The organism is Shewanella sp. SM68, from assembly GCF_025653925.1.
Lineage (GTDB): Bacteria > Pseudomonadota > Gammaproteobacteria > Enterobacterales > Shewanellaceae > Shewanella > Shewanella oncorhynchi.
The window spans coordinates 531,469-548,204 of sequence record NZ_JAKKRU010000001.1 but is presented as its reverse complement, the minus strand read 5'-3'; the positions used below and the strand labels follow the sequence as shown (position 1 = coordinate 548,204).

Annotated in this window: 13 protein-coding genes; 7 read left to right on the top strand and 6 right to left on the bottom strand. The window is 43.2% G+C overall.

Annotated features, from left to right (window positions below):
- The first annotated feature begins 121 nt into the window (after window positions 1-121).
- The 4 genes from cobB (at window position 122) to corA (ending at window position 3,069) form a co-directional block, all read left to right on the top strand.
- Window positions 122-853: a Sir2 family NAD+-dependent deacetylase gene (gene cobB, locus L5M40_RS02325; RefSeq protein ID WP_263138521.1), complete on the top strand. Its 732-nt coding sequence runs from the start codon at window positions 122-124 to the stop codon at window positions 851-853.
- Window positions 850-1,299 carry an ATP-binding protein gene (locus tag L5M40_RS02320; RefSeq protein ID WP_263177227.1) on the top strand — a complete coding sequence of 150 codons (450 nt, stop codon included), beginning with the start codon at window positions 850-852 and terminating at the stop codon, window positions 1,297-1,299. The genes cobB and L5M40_RS02320 overlap by 4 nt, the downstream gene beginning before the upstream one ends.
- Window positions 1,300-1,622: 323 nt before the next feature.
- Entirely contained in the window at window positions 1,623-1,994 is a 372-nt protein-coding gene (locus tag L5M40_RS02315; protein WP_263177226.1) for a hypothetical protein, read from the top strand.
- 127 nt (window positions 1,995-2,121) lie between these two features.
- Entirely contained in the window at window positions 2,122-3,069 is a 948-nt protein-coding gene (corA, locus tag L5M40_RS02310) for a magnesium/cobalt transporter CorA (RefSeq protein ID WP_028759710.1), read from the top strand.
- A 189-nt stretch (window positions 3,070-3,258) separates the two neighbouring features.
- Here the strand turns inward: corA and L5M40_RS02305 are convergent, their stop codons facing one another.
- Window positions 3,259-4,521: an HD-GYP domain-containing protein gene (locus L5M40_RS02305; protein WP_028759711.1), complete on the bottom strand. Its 1,263-nt coding sequence runs from the start codon at window positions 4,519-4,521 to the stop codon at window positions 3,259-3,261.
- A 118-nt stretch (window positions 4,522-4,639) separates the two neighbouring features.
- On the opposite strand from L5M40_RS02305, the gene L5M40_RS02300 reads away from it, so the two are divergent.
- Window positions 4,640-5,335 carry a 2OG-Fe(II) oxygenase gene (locus tag L5M40_RS02300; protein WP_105252688.1) on the top strand — a complete coding sequence of 232 codons (696 nt, stop codon included), beginning with the start codon at window positions 4,640-4,642 and terminating at the stop codon, window positions 5,333-5,335.
- A 15-nt stretch (window positions 5,336-5,350) separates the two neighbouring features.
- Here the strand turns inward: L5M40_RS02300 and L5M40_RS02295 are convergent, their stop codons facing one another.
- From L5M40_RS02295 to L5M40_RS02280, 4 genes are all read right to left on the bottom strand, one after another.
- A complete protein-coding gene (locus L5M40_RS02295) occupies window positions 5,351-6,700 on the bottom strand; it encodes a sensor histidine kinase (protein WP_028759713.1) in 1,350 nt (449 codons plus the stop codon).
- The gene (locus tag L5M40_RS02290; RefSeq protein ID WP_028759714.1) at window positions 6,691-7,365 is read right to left on the bottom strand and encodes a response regulator; all 675 of its coding nucleotides are present in this window, start codon (window positions 7,363-7,365) and stop codon (window positions 6,691-6,693) included. Before L5M40_RS02290 ends, L5M40_RS02295 begins: the two co-directional genes overlap by 10 nt.
- A gap of 182 nt (window positions 7,366-7,547) precedes the next feature.
- On the bottom strand, window positions 7,548-7,907 hold the full coding sequence (locus L5M40_RS02285; protein WP_028759715.1) for a hypothetical protein: 360 nt from the start codon (window positions 7,905-7,907) through the stop codon (window positions 7,548-7,550).
- A gap of 171 nt (window positions 7,908-8,078) precedes the next feature.
- Entirely contained in the window at window positions 8,079-9,401 is a 1,323-nt protein-coding gene (locus L5M40_RS02280; protein ID WP_263176757.1) for a dicarboxylate/amino acid:cation symporter, read from the bottom strand.
- A 222-nt stretch (window positions 9,402-9,623) separates the two neighbouring features.
- On the opposite strand from L5M40_RS02280, the gene L5M40_RS02275 reads away from it, so the two are divergent.
- Window positions 9,624-12,080 carry a hypothetical protein gene (locus tag L5M40_RS02275; protein ID WP_263176756.1) on the top strand — a complete coding sequence of 819 codons (2,457 nt, stop codon included), beginning with the start codon at window positions 9,624-9,626 and terminating at the stop codon, window positions 12,078-12,080.
- Window positions 12,081-12,207: 127 nt separating this feature from the next.
- Here L5M40_RS02275 and astB read toward each other — a convergent pair whose 3' ends face one another.
- Window positions 12,208-13,542, bottom strand: a complete 1,335-nt coding sequence (gene astB, locus L5M40_RS02270) for an N-succinylarginine dihydrolase (protein WP_131523320.1) — start codon at window positions 13,540-13,542, stop codon at window positions 12,208-12,210.
- Window positions 13,543-13,872: 330 nt separating this feature from the next.
- Between astB and topA the strand changes: the two genes are divergently transcribed.
- Window positions 13,873-16,515 (top strand): type I DNA topoisomerase, encoded by a 2,643-nt coding sequence (gene topA / locus L5M40_RS02265; RefSeq protein ID WP_263256214.1) that lies wholly within the window; start codon window positions 13,873-13,875, stop codon window positions 16,513-16,515.
- Window positions 16,516-16,736: the final 221 nt, after the last annotated feature.

Here is a 16,736-nt window from a genome sequence, read left to right as displayed (position 1 = left end):
AAATCACAATATTTTGCGGCAATTCAAGCATAGTTTTTGTATGGTTATACCAAGGAATAATATTCACGGCTGCCAAAGTCAGTGAGAATAATTCAAATAAATAAAATAATAAGGAATCGGCATGTACCAGCAAATTGTGGTGTTAACCGGCGCAGGGATCTCTGCTGAGTCGGGTTTACGCACCTTTCGCGATCAAGATGGTCTATGGGAAGAACATCATATTGAAGACGTTGCTACACCAGAAGGGTATGAACGTGATGCTGAATTGGTAGAGCGATTTTACAATAGTCGTTGGTTGCAACTGCACAGTGGCACGGTTGAGCCTAATGCAGCGCATGTGGCCTTGGCAAAGTTGGAAGCGGACTTTAAAGGTCAATTACTTATCATCACACAAAATATTGATGACCTGCATGAGCGTGCGGGCTCGCGCCGTCTATTGCATATGCACGGTGAATTATCCAAAGGCCGTTGTCCGCGCTCACGTCAGACCTTTATTTTACGTGAGCCCTTTGGTGCCGATAATTGCTGTACTTGTTGTATTCCGGCTCAGCGATTACGCCCCCATGTGGTGTGGTTTGGTGAAATGCCCTTAGGGATGGATCGAATTCACGATGCGCTCGATAACTGTGACTTGTTTATTGCCATTGGCACCTCTGGCACTGTGTATCCTGCCGCGGGCTTTGTGGATACTGCTAACCATCATGGGGCTCAAACAGTCGAAGTGAATATGATGGCACCCGATAGACACAGTCAGTTTCAATATCACCTCACAGGAAAAGCGGGGGAGTTAGTGCCTCAGTTGGTTGATACCATTTTAGCGGGTCGAGTGATTGGCAGTGAGTCGAACGCATGAGCGAAAAAGTTGCGATTATAATGCGTGGCTTACCGGGCAGTGGTAAATCACATTGGGTTGAAACTTACATTCTTTCCCTTCCTTTAGAAAAAGCCATTGGCGTGCGGCAACGTGGCGTATTTTCGACCGATAGTTTTTTCTACCATGAAGATGAATACCGTTTCGATGCCAAGAAATTACCTGAGTTTCATCAATGTAATTTGACGGGGTTTATTCAGGCACTTTCTTCAAGCGAGCCTGTGGTGATTTGTGATAATACCAATCTGTGCCACTGGGAATACATGGCCTATGAAGCGGCGGCAAAAGCCTTAGGTTATCAAGTTAGAATTGTGCTTGTGGGTGAACCAAACAGTCTGGCTCATCAGCAGGAATGCGCCAAACGTAATCGCCACGGCGTTCCTTTGGCACAAATTCAGCGGATGGCGAAGGGATTTGAAGATTTTTAATGTCAGGTACTTACTTATGTTGAGTATTGTGATCTGTAGCTATCAATTTTAGGCATGGGTCCCGCAGTGTTTTCGCCCTGTCATAAGTCTGTTGTACTCTGTTTAACGTTTTGCTTTGTCTATGTCTATGTGCATGTGTGTGGCTCTTACATTCGCCTTATCTATTTGACTGTGCACTTTAAGCTTGATCCCAAAGACAGTTTATCCACATAAGTCTGCGTATAATGCGCTAACTTGTGTGGCATTGAAGGGCTAATGCAAGATTGCTGCTGACTTGATCGAGACCATTGAGCACAAGCGGACGTTTATCAGAGGAAAGAGCCATGCTCATTAAAATTTTACTAACAGTCTTAGTTATTGCTGGCGCTTGGTTTTTGCTGGTGAAACGCAAGCGTCAGATTGAACCTCAGGTTGTTAATCTCAGTTCAAAGCGTTTTAGTGAACCGCTGTGGCGTCGATACCTGTTGACGGGTGTGTTTGTAGTGATTGGATTTAGCCTGCTGAGTTACAGTGTTTGGTATTGGCGCGATCAGCATAGAATTGTCACTGTGAGAATTGTGTCACCGAATGCCGACAATAACGGCGAGTATCGTGTGCGAAAAGGGGATATCTCAGACTCGAAAATGGTCACTATCGATGGCATCCATATTCGCTTTTCGACCCAAGAACGGTTGGCAATTATCGAAACCGACTAAGGCATATTTATTTTACTAAATTACCTTGCACGCCTTTTCATTGCCAACTTATGCGGTAAACTAGCGACAATTTTTTAGCCTGCACTTAAGTGGAATCGTTAACTTAAGTTTTTTTTCAGGAGGACAAATGATTACTGCTTATGTCTATGATAATCGTCACCTTACTGTGACAGAGCTCGGCATACTGGACAGTATTCCCGCGTCGACCATTTGGTTAGATCTGTATAAACCCGATGATGAGGAGCGAGAGTGGTTAAGTCATTTTTCTGTTGAAGAAGTGCCTGACGAAGAAGATATCAATGAAATTGAGGCCTCAGCACGTTTTTATCAAAACAGTGACGGCTTGCATATTAATTCGTTATTCCCACAGCGTGTCGGCCAAGATGTGCGCGGCGTTAACGTTTCCTTTAACCTTCGTAGCAATTTTTTACTGACAATTCGTGAAGAAGACGTAGGTCTTATCCGTTTACTGCGTAACTACTTGCGTTTAGGGCGGTTAGAAGTATCGACACCGCAGGAATTGTTTCTCGAGTTATTTAATCTGAAAGTGGATTATCTATCTGACTTAATTGAAGACGTTTACACTGTACTTGAAAATGTCGGTGAGCAAGTATTTGATAACGACGAACTTGACGATGTATTTAAACTCATCACTCTGCAAGAAGACTCTAATGGTAAAATCCGATTAAGTTTGCTCGATACTCAGCGCTCACTGCGTTATATGCAGCGTTATTATCGTGGCCAGTTATCCGATGAACATTTAAAGGACTTGCGGGAAATGTTGTCGGATATCGAGTCGCTGATGCCCCACAGTCAGTTTATTTTCGATAAGTTAAACTTTCTGCTCGATGCGGCCATGGGTTTCAGTGGTCTGCAGCAGAACAAAATCATCAAAATCTTCTCGGTTGCCGCTGTGGTGTTTCTACCACCGACCTTAATTGCCAGTAGTTATGGGATGAACTTTACCAGCATGCCTGAGCTTGAGTGGCAATACGGTTACCCTATGGCGATTGTGATGATGTTAGCCAGTGCCGCAGGTACTTACTTCTTCTTTAAACGTAAGCATTGGTTATAAGTCAGCCGCTAGCTGTGTTGATTTCTCGAATTAAAAATAAGGGTCGAATGCAATATTCGACCCTTATTTTTATCACTTTTATTTAATCATGTTCATTCAATGACTTTTATTCAATGAGTGAGACTCGATGACTTTGCTTAAATGAGTGAAGCTCGTTAGACATAATCGTTAAGCCAGTTTCTTAATCAACTACTTACGACTATCGCCGCCAAAGTAGTAACTCACTCGCTCGCGCGGATTCAAATATTCGTGGACTTTTTCAGGAAGCGCCGCAGGTGGTAAGCAGCGCACTATACTGATCCCTTCAATCTCTAAATCAACGATAGGCGCTTGGTCTTTAGGAACTAAGGCATCGTAAACCAATATTTTTGGACATAGCAGTTTAGTTAAGTTAACCGACATCACCATGGCATATTGACCGCTGGATAATTCCACCACACTGCCGGGGGGATAAATGCCCAGCATCTTGATCATCTTGCCAATATACTCTTGATTTAGCTTAGTTTTGTATTGCTTATACAAATGCCCCAGTGCGGCGTAGGGCATTCTGGCTTTGCCCTGTTGGCTTGGGTAACACAAGGAGTCATATTCGTTCACTACCGCAATCAGTTGCGATACCTTATCGAGAGCCTCTTCCTTTAGGCCTTTGGGATAACCACTGCCATCGAGAAACTCGTGGTGATTGGTGATTGCAGGTAAGGCTGCTTGGGGAAAATTATCGGCTAATTTGAGCAGTTCAATCCCAAGTAATGGATGCTGTTTGATAAAATTAAGCTCTGGTGCTGACCAAGGTGTCGATTTTTTTAGAATTTGTGGTGGGATTTTTAATTTACCCACATCGTGGAACAGGGCACTGAGACCGACCGTTTCGATTTCACTTCTATCCCATTCCATTTCTTTGGCGATCAGCATAGAGAGGATCGCAACATTCAAGGAGTGGTAGTAAATGCTTTCATCCTGCTTAGCATCACTCATCAAATGCAGCACTAAGTTATCTGAGTTGAGCAGCTGTTCGACTATGGTGTGTACCAAATCTTTGGCGTCATCGACCGCATTTAAGGGGCGATTACGTAGCTTAGAGATGAGGCTGCGCATCATGGCTACTGAGCGGGTAAAATTTTGCTCAGTTTTATTAATGTCACGGCGTAATTTTTTTTGTACTTCGATTTGCTCAGCCTTGTATTGATCCATGTCGTTTTTAAGCACATTGATTTCAGCACTTGGCGGCAATTTGATAGGGTTGACTGCATCAGCATGTATCGGGGCGACGTCGCTGCGTTCTAAATCGACGATGACATGTTCGATGCCCAGATTTTTAATCAACTCGATTTGCGCAGCTTGTTTAATATGAAAGCTACTGAATAAAAAGGGATGATCTTTCCAAGCCACGGGCAAACGCACAAAGTTGCCGACTTGAAGTTGATGGACTGAAACTTTACAGCTTTTTTTCATATTCTTGTTATCGTGAAGCGTAATGTGGGTTATTTTATCTCAATGATGCTGCTTTACAATTACTTAACTAACATGTCAGCATAGTAAGCCTAGAAAGTAGCCACTCCATTGAGGAAGTATGGACTTTATTGAAGTATACCCTAATGCGTTGCCGAATGACTTGTGTGACCGTCTCATTCTGGCATTTGAGCAACATGCTGGCGTTGTTGATGGACACACGGGCAATGGCGTCGATTTGGAGAAGAAGATCAGCCGCGATTTGACCTTAGATAGTTTCATCGACCTGCAGCCCATCAGAAACGAACTCTTAGGTTATACCTTAAAGGGCGCGGTAGATTATTTTACAAAATATTCAATGGCATTAATGGGTGCGGTTGCTGTGTCAGTGAGTGATGAGCAGGGCCAACCTGTAACGCTAACTCCGACTAATTTTGCGACGCTGGGTGCGCCTAGGGCCGATGGCTTAGTGAAGTATTTGTATCGCAGTGGCAGTATTAATATTCAAAAGTATCAGCAAAATAAAGGCGGTTATCCCCATTGGCATTCGGAACAATTCCCGCAGAATGGCCACAATGAAGCTCTGCATCGCGTCGTGCTCTATATGTTTTATTTAAATGATGTGGAAGAGGGCGGCGAAACCGAATTTTATTATCAACAGCGTAAAATCTCCCCTAAAAAAGGCACTATGGTGATAGCGCCTGCGGGATTTACTCATTCACATCGGGGAAATAAACCTGTGAGTGGTGACAAATATATTGCCACTTCTTGGATCATGTTTAATCGAGCCGAACAGCTATATGCGGTGATTGCCTGATAGTATCCCAGTTTCTTACACTGGGATACGGATCCTAAAGAGCGCACCTTCTAAGCGACTTTCTTCAATTTTTAAGCTGCCACCGTAGCTGTGAACGATTTCATCACAGACAGCTAATCCGATCCCTTGCCCTGGGGACTGAGTATCGGCACGCACGCCACGTTGGATAATCTTCTGTCTTAAGCTTTCTTCAACACCTGGGCCATCATCTTCGACAATAAGTTCAAACTCACCTTGTGAGTTAATTTTAGCCGATACATGCACTTGGCTGATACACAGGCGGAAAGCATTTTCCATAAGGTTGCCACACAGCTCCATTAAGTCACCCTTGTTGCCGGGGAACATCAAGGAAGGGGAGATGTTGGCCGAGAACTGCACTTGTTTTTCTCGATAAATTTTAAACAACATTTGTGCTAATTGATCGACTAAGGGCGCAATAACAGTTTGTTCTTGCTTCAGGCCTTGGCGGCCTAACATGGCCCGTTTTAATTGGTATTTGACCAGCTGATCCATCTGGCTGACTTGTTCCATGATCTTTTCGCTCGCAGATTGTTTACTCAAACTGGCGTCATCTGTAATGGCATGCACGGCGGCTAAGCGGGTTTTAAGACTGTGTGCCAAGTCATTCATAGCATTTTGATAGCGCTGTTGTTGGGCACTCGATTGTTGCAACATCTGGTTGAGTGCTTGCGTTACGCCTTCAAGTTCAACAGGATAGCCCTCAGAAAGTGATTTACTCTTACCTTGGTTAATTGATTGCAGTTCGTTTTGCATCCGTACCAAGGGACGCATGCCCCAATAGGCGGCGCTGACCAATAGAATTAAGGCTAAGGCCAACACCATGGCTAAACGAATATAAGTACGTTTACTGAACTTACTGTATTCTTGCTCCAGTTTGGCGGCATCTTTCATGACAAGGAGGTTGTAATGCACACTGGCAATTTCTACCGCGAGCAAATAGACGAAATAACCTCTGTCGTCAGCCATGGTGAGGTAGTAGGGCGGGGAGTCGTTACGGATTTCGTTAAAACGCTCACAGGTATCAAATAATCCACGATCTACTGCGAGGGATGAGGTCCAAACCTGCTTAAATTTGTCATCGCAACTCGCTATTACATAGCGCTCTTGTTTATTATTTTCTTCTAACCAAGCACTGGTATCGGGGATAAGATCGTGTTCCCGTAATTCGGCGGCGACTTGGGGGATTTCGGCAATGAGTTGGGCAGTTTCTTCGTTATAACTATTTTGCGCATGCAGAATATTAACCATCCATGCGAGACCAAAACCCACTAAGGTAATAATTGATAGTGAGGTGAGAAACATCCGTGTCAGCAGACGTTTCTTGAATTTTAATCTTAATTGCATGGTAGGTTAAATTTATATCCTTGGCCGCGGATGGTCACTATGGGGTTATCGATACCATCGCGGGTCAGTTTTTTACGCAGGCGGCTGACCATGACTTCAATCGTATTGGGATCGCCTTCTTTATCACCATAAATCACATCGAGTAAACGTTGCTTGGCGACAACCTCATGACAATGGCGCATCAAATATTCGAGGATTAAATATTCAAAGGCAGTGACCTCCATGACTTCGTCACCCAGAGTGACTTGTTTGGCGGCGAGATCGAGTTTCAATTCTCCACTGCAAATCACGGGTTTAACAAAACCTGCGCTACGTCGCACTAAGGCATCAAGCCTTGCGACAAGCTCTTCTTTTTGAAAGGGTTTCACTAAATAGTCATCGGCTCCGGCGTTTAGGCCTTCAACTTTATCCTGCCAATTAACTCGTGCCGTGAGAATTAATATTGGTGCTTTAAGACCCGCTTCACGGAGCTGTTGAATTAAGCTAATACCATCTTGATCGGGTAGCCCTAAATCGACAATGGCGACATCGATGGGATAATTAGTGGCTTGATAAAAACCTTCTTTGGCAGTCAGTGCCACTTGAACTTGATTGCCGAGATCGCTTAATTGCACTTTTAAGTGGTGGGATAAAATAGGATCGTCTTCAACAACCAAAATTCTCATAATATAATGCCTTAAAGTGTATGAGCTAAGCTTTAGTAAACTAGTCTACGCAAAATCACACTGATAACCAAATAGAGGATCAGCATATCTTAGTTGAACTTAACCTTTGCTGACCGAGTTGAACTTGTGGTCAAAATAAGTACTAATTAATTGTTGAATAAGAAGGTTTTGCCGTTAAAGTGTTAGCGTATCGGGGAATTTCCCCAAGGCGATTTTTGTTTTCTGATCCGCAAAATGCCGTTGCCACACATAATCGCGCCTAAGGTAAATAACATCACCGCCATCATGATAAAAGACAATCTCAACCAAGGCATTTCTTGCGCTAATCGCAGATGTACCGCTTCAATGGTTGTGACGCCCCATACGGCAAAGACACTTATAAATAATAAAATTTGTAATAAACGAAGTAAGTAAACTGAGTTAAAAAATAAGACCAAAGGCGCAAGTGCAAAAGGAATAGCAAAGTTAATTTGTTCGTAACGTACGAAGTGGGCACTCAATAACCAGCATGCAATCAGGATCCAAAGACTTCTCCACCACATTTATACCCCTCCCATTAAACGTATTAAAATAGTAAACATAATGTATCTAAAAACAAACTTCCGTACTATTGGTGCGTTCACATTTTGCTAATGATAGACATGTTAACTGTATTGCGTTCAAACAAAAACGCCCAACACTGAAGCTGGGCGTCATTTTGGTCTTTGTGAGGTTTAGTTCGATTTATCTAAATGATGAACTTGCTCATCAAAACTTCTAGCAACTTTACCCGCTTGAGTGTTGTTAAACACTTGCTCGTTAAATTCGCCCTCTGATTTAGCAATAATTACAGTTGCTACGCAATCACCTGTGACGTTTACAGCAGTACGTACCATGTCGAGTAAGCGATCGACACCGATAATCAGGGCAATCCCTTCCACTGGCAAGCCAACTTGATTTAACACCATTGCCAGCATGATAAGTCCGACACCTGGAACACCCGCTGTACCAATTGATGCTAACGTGGCAGTCACAACAACAACGGCATAATCGGTTAGTGAGAGCTCAATGCCAAAAACCTGCGCAATAAACACAGTGGCAACGCCTTGCATGATTGCTGTGCCATCCATATTAATGGTAGCGCCTAACGGTAGCGTAAAAGCGGCGATTTTATTATCGACACCTAATCTATGTTCAGACGCTTCTATGGTAATGGGTAAAGTGGCATTTGAACTGGCGGTTGAAAAAGCAAACAACTGCACATCGCGCATTTTACGAATAAATATTAAGGGATTGAGGCCTGAGAAAAGTTTTAGAAGTGTAGGGTAAACAACAAACGCATGGATCAATAATACACCTAAGACCACGAAGAAATATTGAACCACACTACCAAAGGTCTCTAAACCGAGTGTTAATGCAAGTTTTGCCATCAGCGCAAATACACCATAGGGCGCGAGTTGCATGATCAGTGTCACGACACGCATGATGACTTCATTTAAATCTTCAAACAACGCCGCAATACGTTTGCCGCGCTCACCAATATGGGCAATAGCAAAGCCAAAAATCACCGCAAAAATAATAATTTGCAGCATATTACCTTCGCTCAGTGCCTGCATCGGATTGGTGGGCACTATGTTTATCAGCACATCAGCAAGACTTGGGGCTTCTTTTGCGACGTACTCCATTTTTTCTGACGCCAGTGAGGCGTTCCCAGGATGTATAAGGACTGCGCTGACAATCGCAATCACTAAGGCAATGGCGGTTGTGAATAAATAGAAGGCGAGGGTTTTCCCCCCTAAGCGGCCTAATTTTGAAGGTTCACTCAGTGAGCAAGTTCCGCAAACTAATGAAATAAAGACTAAAGGAACGACTAACATTTTTAAGCTGGAGATGAAGATAGTACCGATAACATGCAAGAAACCTTCAGTAATATAATCTTTTACTATATCGCTTTCTGGAAAGGCATTGCGGAGAATGAGGCCTAAAGCAATACCTGTTCCCATACCGATCAGAATTTTACTTGTAAGGCCTAGTTTATTTTTTATAGAAATTGCCATAGAGAGTCCTGTGTGTTTTTTATACATTCTATTTTTTGGCGCTCACAAGACTAGCAAGAAAATCGTGAAGATGAAATGACAATTAATGTTAAAGTATTTATCAGATTTGCGAAATAAAATAAGATAGTTATGGGAAAGTTTCGTGAAAATTGTGTAATGTTAGCCTATAAGTAATAAGCGTCTCGCTTAGGTATTATCATCAGAGTAACAGGGAGCCTGACAATGAAGTCAGCGTATAAGGTTTTTCTCGCAGGATTGTGTTCGCTTTTATTATTAGCATGTGGTGGTGGAGGCAGTATCTCTGATGATGGTTCCGGTACTCCGCCATCTGATAAATTTGTTGTTAAATTAGAATTAGTTAATTCAGATGGACAGGCAATAACAGAAATTTCGAATGCTATCCCTGGAAAGTTGAATGCGACTTTAACTAAGAATGCGAGTGCTCTTGCTGGTGCGCGAATAGTCTTCAGTATAGATGGACAAGGAGCTCTAACTCCAGATAGTGGTGTCACTAATGCAGATGGTAAAGTGTTTATTAATGTCTTACCTGGAAACAAATTAGGTTCAGGTAAAATTACCGCCACTTACACATCTGCAAGTGGAAGCACAGTTACTGCTGATATTTCTTTCAATACCAAAGGTGATGGTGGTGCATCAACTGGAGGTGCACAGGTGGCTTTAGTAATGGTGAGTGATCTTGAGTCAAAAACACCTATATCAACAATAACATCTCTTTCACCTGGTTATCTTATTGCTAATGTTACAGGTATTTCCAAGCAAACAATTGTGCAATTTTCCAGTACGCGCGGTGAATTACCCATTGATACCGCTGTTACAGAACAAGGTGTTGCTTATGTTCAAATTTTAGCAGGTACCCAGCCAGGTGCAGGTAGTGCGACAGCAACGTTACTAACGGGAGAAAAATCGGAACCACTAGTGTTTAGTATCGGTGCGACTAATGTATTTATGGGGAGTGGTTCTCCATTTCAAAATGGTGTTGCATCTGTTGAGCCTTCGGTTGTTTCAGCGGGTGGGACTTCAAGTGTCTCTGTAGCTATTCAGGATGACGCTGGAAATCCATTTGCAGATCCAGTTGAAGTACAATTCACCTCTGTTTGTGCTTTGAAGGCGAATGCTGAAGCCGAATTAAGCACGCCAGTAGTTGCGGTTAATGGTATTGCAACCAGCACCTACTTAGCAAAAGGTTGTGTGGGGGACGATGCTATAAATATAAGCGCAAATGTTGGTGGAAAATCTCTAACCGCCAAGGCGACGGTAAATGTCTTACCTGCAAGTGTCGGCAGTATCTTTTTCCTAGAGGCAGTACCTGAAGTCATTAGGCTTAAGGGAACTGGTGGGGCAGAAGCCTCAACCGTGAAATTTAAAGTAATGGATAAAAATGGTATTCCGGTTAGTAATCAACGTGTGAATTTTTCGCTCAATACTGAAGTTGGCAATATCACTCTTGATCCTGAGTTTGCTACTACAAATGGTCAGGGAGTTGTTCAAACGGTAGTTAATTCGGGCTCAGTATCAACAAGTGTAAGGGTTACTGCAGTGGTTGCTGGCAGTACGCCAGCAATATCGAGTCAATCGAATCAATTAGTTATTTCGACAGGTTTACCTGACCAAGATAGCTTTTCTTTATCGGCATCAAACCTAAGCCCTGAAGGTTGGGACTACGATGGCATTGAGGTTGATGTGACGGCACGATTGGCTGATGCATTCAACAACCCTGTACCCGATGGCACAGCTGTTTCCTTTACCACAGAAGGCGGTGTGATAGCGTCTTCGTGTCAGACAATTAATGGTGCTTGTTCGGTCAAATGGACAAGTCAAAATCCTCGCCCTACTGGTGATACGTTAGCCATGCAAGGTAAAGAACCTTCGTTAGATGCGGAATTGGGTCAACCTTATGGCGGGCGCGTGACGATTTTAGCGACGGCTATCGGTGAAGAATCTTTCCCCGATACTAATAGTAATGGACGTTTTGACGCATCTGAAGTAGCTAATTTTTTAAGTAAAAAGGATGTATCGGGTAATCCGTATGACTTAAGTGAAGCGTTTGTCGACCATAATGAAGACCGTATTTTTAACCCAAGTGTAGCAGGTGGTGAAGAGGGAGGGGATGCTGAAGTGTTTACTGATTTTAATAGTAATGGCGTTTATGACCAAGCAGATGGTTTATACAATGGTAGTTTGTGCCAATTAGATGCTAATGGCAGTAAACATGCAGGCTGTGCAGCGGGTAACACTTCGCTGAATGTACGTGCTTCATTAGTTTTGGTTATGTCTGGTAGTGATGCGATGGCTTCAATTCCTCTTATTACGGATAGTTGTGTAGATGATAAAACTAAAGCTGATGTATGTGATGGCCTCAACGATAACAATACAATTGATATTATAGGTAAATCAACTGGGGGAGTTACTATCATTATTGGTGATTTACATAATCAGCCATTACCTTCAGGAACAGTTATTACGTTTACCCCCTCAGCTGGTAGCTTAGCAAGTAAAGGCTCTTTCACTGTCGCATCTTCAAATGATAACGGGGCAGGAAAGTATAGCGTTCTTATAAAAGGTGCTGACCAACCAGATGCAGGATCATTAGTGATTGAAGCACTGACTAAAAAAGGTGTTTTGACGCAGATTGCAACGATCCCAGTTGTTATTCACTAGCCATGATGTGTATGAAGTAAAAATATTAGCCAGTGTCAACGCTATTTAGGACGGGTCACAATATAAATAAAAAGCGCACTTAATTGTGCGCTTTTTAGTGTCTAGTCTTTGGAATTATATTTATTCATTAACGCTGGAACTGATACACGCTGCCTAGTTTCATAATCTGTGTCAGTTCATCCAGAGCTGTTCGAGATTCGATGATTAGCTGAGGGTCTGCAAGATCTTGGGTGGTTAATCTGTCACGGTAATGTTTGTCTACCCAAAGGTTTAAACGAGTAAATAAAGCATCATTCATCAGAGTGTGTTGATTTACCGCTGCGACTTCCACTTCATTCATGGCGACACGTAAACGAAGACAGGCAGGGCCGCCACCGTTTTGCATGCTTTGTTTTACGTCGAAATAAAGCACTTGCTTAATCGGTGTGTTTAACGTGAGTAATTCGTTCAAATAGGCAAATACCGCGGGATTTTCTTGGCAATCTGTTGGGGCAATAATTGCCATTTCACCGGATGGCAACGTAATAATTTGAGTATTGAATAAATAGCTTTTGACTGCGTCGTTAATTGCTACTTTCGCGGTTGGCACTTCAATGAAATACAGCTCAGTGTCGAGTTTACGTTTAATTTCATCGATCTTATTCTGGGTATTTAAGAAGGCTTGTTCGTGGTAGAACAGGACATTTTGATTACCTACTGCGATAACATCGTTATGGAATACACCTTGATCAATCACATCAGGATTCTGTTGGATAAAGACGCAATTATCGTCTTCCAGTTGATGTAAGCGTGCGACTGCCATCGACGCTTCTAAGGTTTGTCTTGCTGGATATTTTTGCGGTTTAGGTGCGTTGGGATTGGTGGCTTCTTGTCCATAAACAAACAGCTCAACACCAGCATGGCCGTATTCATTGCAGAGACGAGTGTGGTTTGCGGCACCTTCATCACCGAAGCTATTATGCTCAGGTAAGTGACTATGGTGATGAAAATAGTGGGGATCACTGAAAGTTGCTGTTAATATGCGCCCCGTTGTCAAAGGTTCGATGCTGCGATGAAGTTTATCGACTAAATTTGCTGGGGTAAAATGCAGTTTGCCGTCACGTGTATCTGCACTTGGTGAGACTGTAGCGGCATTGGCTGTCCACATACTGGAAGCACTGCAACAGGCATTAAGTAATATGGGCGCTTCTTTTGCCGCTTGTTTTAATACATTAGCATCAGAGCCAGAAAATCCAATTCGGCGCAATGTATAGAGGTCTGGGCGCTCTTGAGGAGCTAATATTCCTTGAACCATGCCCATATCGGCTAGTGCTTTGGCTTTTTGGAGTCCTTGTTTTGCAGCAGCTTTGGGGTTGGAAACTAAGGCGGCATTGCTAAGTGAGGCGACATTGCCAAAAGACAACCCTGCGTAATTGTGTGTTGGTCCAACGAGTCCATCAAAATTCGCTTCAAAGTGCTTCATTGCTTATCCTTGTGATAGGGAAAGTTATTATTTGTTCATATGGTCCCTGAGGGAACCCAGTATACTGAAGCTTTTCGAGTGCACAAGCGGACGGTTTTGTGCTCAAAGCGACTTTTTCACGATAAATGCATAACTATTTCTTGCTTGCTGGCAAATAATGAAATATTAGTTTTTAATTACGCATATTATATTTTTACATTTTTTCAACTTTGATTAAAAAGTGACTCGCTGGTACATATAAAAGAGGGATTAACTTGAAACTATCAGTACAACCCTCTATATATGGTGCCAATTTCCACCTTCTTGAGATTTTTTGGCGCAAATTAAACTATGGGTAAATCGCTAGTTATTGTCGAATCACCGGCCAAAGCTAAGACTATTAATAAATATCTTGGCAAAGAATTCATCGTTAAATCGAGCGTAGGTCACATCCGTGATCTGCCGACATCATCGACTTCAGAAGGCAATGAAAAGGTTAAATCCGCTGCCGAAGTTAAGAAGATGTCGCCAGAAGAAAAAGCTCAATATAAAAAGGTGAAAGATCAGCAAGCGCTAGTGTCTCGTATGGGCGTAAACCCTGAAAAGGGCTGGGCGGCTAAGTACCAAATTTTGCCGGGTAAAGAAAAAGTCGTTAAAGAGTTACAGGCACTTGCCGATTCTGCTGACCAAATCTATCTCGCAACCGACTTAGACCGTGAGGGAGAAGCTATCGCCTGGCATTTGCAAGAGGTGATTGGTGGTGATCCTTCACGGTATCAACGTGTTGTTTTCAACGAAATTACTAAGTCTGCGATTCAAGATGCTTTTAGTAAACCGTCGACACTCGACACTAACATGGTGAATGCCCAACAAGCCCGCCGCTTCTTAGATAGAGTTGTCGGTTTTATGGTGTCGCCTCTGCTGTGGAAAAAAGTTGCTCGCGGTTTATCCGCTGGGCGAGTGCAGTCGGTTGCCGTGCGTTTAGTGGTCGAACGCGAAAGCGAAATCAAAACCTTTGTGCCTGAAGAATTTTGGGATGTACACGCAGAACTCAATACGCCCGCTCAAGAAGCTTTGCGGATGGAAGTGGTTAAGCATCTAGATGCTGCTTTTAATCCTATCAATGAACAGCAAGCGATGGCTGCGGTTCAAGCGTTATCTGCGGCAAGTTTTACTGTGCTGGCCCGCGAAGATAAAGCGACTCAAAGTAAACCATCTGCTCCCTTTATTACGTCGACATTGCAACAGGCCGCGAGTACACGCTTAGGTTTTGGTGTGAAGAAGACCATGATGATGGCTCAGCGACTTTACGAAGCCGGTCATATCACTTATATGCGTACTGACTCGACCAATTTGAGTCAAGAAGCCGTTGAAAACTTGCGCGATATGATTGCCAAAGAATTTGGTGATAAGTATCTACCCGCCGAACCGATTCGATACGGATCAAAAGAAGGCGCACAAGAAGCTCACGAAGCGATTCGCCCATCAAACGTTCAAGTGCAAGCAGCGACTTTATCTGACATGGAGCGTGACGCTCAGCGCTTATATGAGCTTATTTGGCGCCAGTTTGTCTCATGTCAAATGACACCTGCACAATATGATGCCACTAAGTTGACCGTAAAAGCGGGTGATTATGAGCTCAAAGCCACGGGACGTACCTTACGTTTTGATGGTTGGACTCGCGTACAAACAGCGCTTAAGAAGAAAAACGAAGAAGACAATACGTTACCATTCGTGGCACAGGGCGATGTATTAGCATTAAAAGAATTGCAGCCTAAACAACATTTTACTAAGCCGCCAGCACGATACAGCGAAGCTTCTTTAGTAAAAGAATTAGAAAAACGCGGTATTGGCCGCCCATCAACCTACGCAACCATCATTTCAACGATTCAAGATCGTGGTTATGTAAAAGTCGAAAATCGTCGTTTCTATGCCGAAAAAATGGGTGAAATTGTCAGCGAACGATTGGTGAGCAGTTTTGCTGATTTGATGAGCTATGACTTTACCGCCAGCATGGAGCAAACATTAGATGATGTGGCTCGGGGTGAGTTAGACTGGAAAAAAGTACTCGATGGTTTCTATGCTGACTTTACCAAGCAATTAGAAAAAGCGGAGCTGGATCCTGAAGAAGGTGGCATGCGTCTTAACCAAATGGTGATGACGGATATCAAGTGCCCAACTTGTGGTCGTCCTATGGGGATCCGCACTGGAACGACTGGGGTTTTCCTTGGTTGCTCTGGTTATGAATTGCCCCCTAAAGAACGCTGTAAGACGACGATGAACCTCACGCCTGGCGTTGAGGCGATTAGCGAAAACAGTGAAGATGCCGAAACAGATGCACTGCGTGCGAAGCACCGTTGTAGTATTTGTGGCACGGCAATGGACAGTTACCTGATCGATGAGAAGCGTAAGTTACACGTCTGCGGTAACAATCCAATCTGTGAAGGCTATGAAGTCGAAGAAGGCCAATTCAAGATCAAAGGCTATGAAGGTCCACTGATTGAGTGTGATCGCTGTGGTCACGATATGGAACTGAAAAATGGTCGTTTTGGTAAGTATTTCGGTTGTACTAACGAGGAATGTAAAAATACTCGTAAACTGTTGAAAAATGGTGAGGCGGCGCCGCCAAAAGAAGATCCTATTTATTTACCCGAACTGAAATGCAGTAAATCGGATGCCCATTTCGTATTACGTGATGGTGCAGCGGGTATCTTCTTAGCGGCCAGTACTTTCCCTAAATCACGTGAAACCCGTGCACCTCTGGTTGAGGAGCTGGTTCAATACCGTGACCTGCTATGGCCTAAGTATCAGTATTTAGCGGATGCGCCAGTCACTGATGATGAAGGCAATAAGGCTGCGGTGAAGTTTAGCCGTAAGACGAAAGAGCAATACGTTGCGACTGAAGTCGATGGTAAAGCCACGGGTTGGTCTGCGCATTACGTCAATGGTAAGTGGGTGAGTGAATCTACCAAGAAGGCCAAGAAAGGCGCATAGCGACGGATTAAGCTAGCTTAACGCTAAGAGAACAACAAAAAGCCAAGTCAAATATGACTTGGCTTTTTTGTTTGTGTTTTTTCGATATTAATTTGTTGCTATAGATATTAATTTGTTGCTATAGATAATAATTCAAACATGTTAAGTACTTTACACGTACAGATACAAACTGACTCACAATGACGCGGTAGCATGAGTGGCAAATGTGTCGCTAATTCAAC